General features: G+C 58.9%; 5 protein-coding genes. 1 reads left to right on the forward strand and 4 read right to left on the reverse strand.

Translation table 11 applies throughout. The features are described from left to right. Positions 1–107 precede the first annotated feature (107 nt). Positions 108–653: a translation initiation factor IF-3 gene (gene infC / locus L0H65_RS16020; RefSeq protein WP_367652006.1), complete on the reverse strand. Its 546-nt coding sequence runs from the start codon at positions 651–653 to the stop codon at positions 108–110. A gap of 206 nt (positions 654–859) precedes the next feature. Between infC and L0H65_RS16025 the strand changes: the two genes are divergently transcribed. Further along, positions 860–1573 (forward strand): hypothetical protein, encoded by a 714-nt coding sequence (locus L0H65_RS16025; RefSeq protein WP_301460131.1) that lies wholly within the window; start codon positions 860–862, stop codon positions 1571–1573. 77 nt (positions 1574–1650) lie between these two features. On the opposite strand, the gene L0H65_RS16030 is transcribed toward L0H65_RS16025, so the two are convergent. The 3 genes from L0H65_RS16030 to L0H65_RS16040 all read right to left on the reverse strand — a co-directional run bounded on the left by L0H65_RS16030 (position 1651) and on the right by L0H65_RS16040 (position 3716). Then, entirely contained in the window at positions 1651–2484 is an 834-nt protein-coding gene (locus L0H65_RS16030; protein WP_301460132.1) for a ferredoxin--NADP reductase, read from the reverse strand. Between the two features lie 78 nt (positions 2485–2562). Continuing rightward, complete coding sequence (locus L0H65_RS16035) at positions 2563–2970, reverse strand: DUF934 domain-containing protein (protein ID WP_301460134.1); 408 nt, start codon at positions 2968–2970, stop codon at positions 2563–2565. Further along, on the reverse strand, positions 2967–3716 hold the full coding sequence (locus L0H65_RS16040) for a phosphoadenylyl-sulfate reductase (protein ID WP_301460136.1): 750 nt from the start codon (positions 3714–3716) through the stop codon (positions 2967–2969). The genes L0H65_RS16035 and L0H65_RS16040 overlap by 4 nt, the downstream gene beginning before the upstream one ends. Positions 3717–3852 lie beyond the last annotated feature (136 nt).

Below are 3852 nucleotides of genomic sequence, written 5' to 3' on the forward strand. Positions count from 1 at the left end.
AATAAATTTTTGGGTTTTTTCTAATCGCCCCGCAAATTTTTTTTATAAAACCCCCCGGGGGGGGGGGGGGGGTGCCACCCCCGGGCGTATCCAAACTGGTCAGCGCCCTATTTCGGCCCGATCATCATCACCATCTGACGACCTTCGAGCTTGGGAAAACTTTCCAGCTTGCCGGCCTCTTCGGCGATCACATCATCGGCCACGCGGTTGAGAAGTTCGAGCCCCAACTGCTGGTGTGCCATTTCACGACCGCGAAAGCGCAGCGTGACTTTTACCTTGTCGCCTTCGCCGAGAAACTTCAGGACCGAGCGCATCTTGACATCGTAGTCATGCTTGTCGGTGCCGGGGCGGAATTTGATTTCCTTGATTTCAATGATGTGCTGCTTCTTGCGGGCTTCCGCCTCACGCTTTTGCTGCTCATACTTGAATTTGCCGAAGTCCATGATCTTGCAGACCGGTGGCTCCGCATTGGGTGAGATTTCGACCAGATCCAGCCCGGCCTCTTCGGCCATCACCATCGCGCGGGCAGGCGTCACGACGCCGACATTTTCTCCATCCGCGCCGATCAGTCTGATCTCGGGGCTGCGGATGCGGTCATTCACACGGGGGCCCGTATCGCGTTGCGGCGGGGCGTTGTGGGGTCTGCGGGCTATGGTTTGCTTCCTTCTGCCATTGAAATTTGCGGCATGTTCAATGCCACAGACGGCAAAATAGACCCACCGACGGCCATGTTCAACCGATTTCGGTGGAAATTTGCCCTTAAGTCTGCCGCTCTGCGCCCAAGTCTTTCCAACGCGCTGCATTTCTGTCATTCAGTCGTCAGAATCGCTATTCTGAGCGGAAAGTGGGAGTTATTTTGATGAACAAGAACGTGATCATAGGTCTGGTCCTGATTGCTGTCGCTGGTTTTGGGTATTATCAGTTCAGCTATGTGCCGGCGCAACAAGCCGCACAGGAAGCCGCAACCAAAGCGGCGGCTGACGCGAAAGCGGCCGAAGAGGCCACCAAGAAAGCCGCAGATGACGCAGCGGCCAAAGCCGCAGCGGATGCGAAAGCCGCCGAGGAAGCAACCGCAAAAGCCGCACAGGAAGCTGAAGCAAAAGCCGCCGCAGATGCCAAGGCTGCCGCTGATGCCGCCGCTAGCACTGCAGCGACTGCAACCGATGACGCAAAAGCCGCTGCCGAAAAAGCGGCCGAGGAGGCCGCTGCCAAAGCCGCTGAGGATGCAAAAGCCGCTGAGACCGCAACTGCCGAGGCGACTGCCAAGGCAGAGGCTGATGCGAAAGCTGCCGCGAAGGCGGCCGAGGATGCTGCCGCCAAGGCCGCTGCGGATGCAAAAGCCGCTGCCGATGCTGCCGCCAATAGCGCGACCGGGACTGCCCCCGCTGCGGACCCGTCAAACGTGTTTGATGCCGCCAATTTCGACGCTGAAAAAGTTTCAGCGATGATCGACGGCTCCTCTCTGGACGAAGGCACCAAGACGGCGCTGAAATCCGCCGTGACCGCCGCTGCCAGCAACCCGGCGCTGTTGCAACCAGTGCTGGATCAGATCAAAGGCGCTTTGGGCATGTAAGCCCACCTGATACTTGAAATACAAAGGCCGCGCATTGAGTTGCGCGGCTTTTTTAATGTTTCGCATCAAGCGCGGTTTCAAACCCCTTCGCCGACAAACGCCTTTTCAACCACATATTCCAACGGCTCGGAATTCGCACCTTCGCGCAGGCCGAACCCTTCCAGAACCGCCTTCACATCAATATTGAACGCCATGGAGCCACAGACCATCACACGATCTTCCGCAGGGTTCATCGGTGGCAACCCAAGATCGGCAAATACTTTACCAGAACTCAGGTTGTCGGTGATACGCCCCATCTGTGCGGTGTCTTCGCGCGTGGTGGTGGGGTAGTAGAACAGCTTGCCCTCCACCATCTCACCAATCAATTCATCCTCGCGCAGGTTTTCGACCAATTGGCGGCCATATTCCAATTCCGCCGCCTCGCGGCAGGTGTGCATCATAATGACGCTATCGTATTTCTCATAGGTTTCCGGGTCGCGCATCAGGCTGGCGAAAGGGGCGATCCCGGTGCCTGTCGCCAGAAACCAGATACGCTTGCCAGGCAACAGCGCGTCATGGACCAGCGTTCCCACCGGCTTTGGGCGCAGGATAATCTCATCGCCCTCCTTGATGTGTTGCAACTTGCTGGTCAGCGGGCCGTCCTGCACCTTGATCGAGTAGAACTCCAGCGCCTCATCCCAATTGGGCGAGGCAATGGAATAGGCGCGCAGCAACGGTTTGCCGTTGTCGCCCATCAACCCGATCATCACAAATTCCCCCGACCGGAAACGCAGCGATTTTGGCCGCGTGACCCGAAAGGAAAACAGCTTGTCCGTCCAGTGTTTCACCGCCGTCACGATCTGCGCGTCCGGCAGATGCGGCTTGGCGGGTTTCGGGTTGGCTTCAGTCTGGGTGGCTTTGGTCAAGGTCATGCTCTCGGTCATTGCGTCATTACCCGGCCTTAACCCGGCATCCTTTGTCTAGCTTTGATCTGTGTCAGGTGAAAGCGATTATGCCCGCAGCCGCGACTGATGGTCATGCGCGCGCCAATCGGCGCGGGCGAGCCATTGTCCGGCGGGTTGGCGGGCGGCGAGGTCTTCGCTGATTTCGACCTCATCAAACCCGACACGACGGACCATGGTGTATTGATCGGCCAGCACATGCCCGCGCGCGCGCAAACGTCCCTTATACCCCATCATCCGCAAGCGCCGAGCCAAGGTAAGCCCGCGCCCGTCGGCAAAAGACGGGAAATCGACGCGGATCAGGCGAATATCGGCGAGATAAGGTGCCAGAACCTGCGGATCATCGGTATTTGCTAGGTCGAGCGCGCCTTCGTGATAGGGCAGCATGTCGATCGGAGTAAAGGCGGGGATTGTAATCTCCGGGGCAAAGCCGGTGTCAGTGACGAGGATGGTCATGCTTTGGTCTCCTGTAAGCTGCGAGTCAGTTTCCCGTTGACGAAATGGATGCCGCATTCGGTTTTTTCGTTTCCACGCCAACGACCTGCGCGAGGGTCTTCACCTAGGTTCACCGGGCTGGTGCAGGGTGCGCAACCGATACTCGGGTAGCCCTTGGCAACGAGCGGATGGCGCGGCAACCGATTGTTGATCATATAGTCCGACAGATCGTCCCGGCTCCAATGCGCGAGCGGGTTGATTTTCAGCCGCGCCTCGCCGTCGGATTCGAAGAATTCCACCTGCGCGCGGTTGGCGGATTGATAGCGTTTGCGCCCGGTGATCCAGGCATCGAACCCCGACAGCGCGCGGTCCAGCACAGCCGTTTTACGCAGGGCGCAGCAGGCGTCCGGGTTGGTCCTGTGCAGCGTGCCGTCGGGGTCACCCGCCACCAACCGAGCGGGAGCAGGGCCCAAGCGGCGGATATCGGTCAGGTAGAGTTTTTGCGCCAGCTTTTCCTGATAGGCCAGCGTTTCGGGAAACAACATCTGTGTGTCGATGAACAGGACCGGCGTATGCGGTGAAATGACTGAAAGCAGGTGCAGCAATACCACCGATTCCGCGCCAAAACTGGACACCAGCGCCACGCGACCAACATCGCGGTCGCGCAGGATATGTTCCAGCACCGCCGTTGCCCCATGATGGCGGTAGCGGGCGTTCAGCCCAGCCACACGGTCCGTCATTGGGCGAAACGGCAAATCACGCGGCATCACGCGCCCCTTCGGCCGGATAAAGGGCTGCTTTGAATGGTGCGAGGCCTAGGCGGCGGTAGGTTTGCAAGAAAGCCTCATCCCGGCTGCTGCGCAGGTCGAGATAGGCCGCAATCAGCCGCTCAATCGCGGGCAC

Origin of the sequence: Pseudorhodobacter sp., from assembly GCF_030452865.1 — a bacterium.
Lineage (GTDB): Bacteria > Pseudomonadota > Alphaproteobacteria > Rhodobacterales > Rhodobacteraceae > Pseudorhodobacter.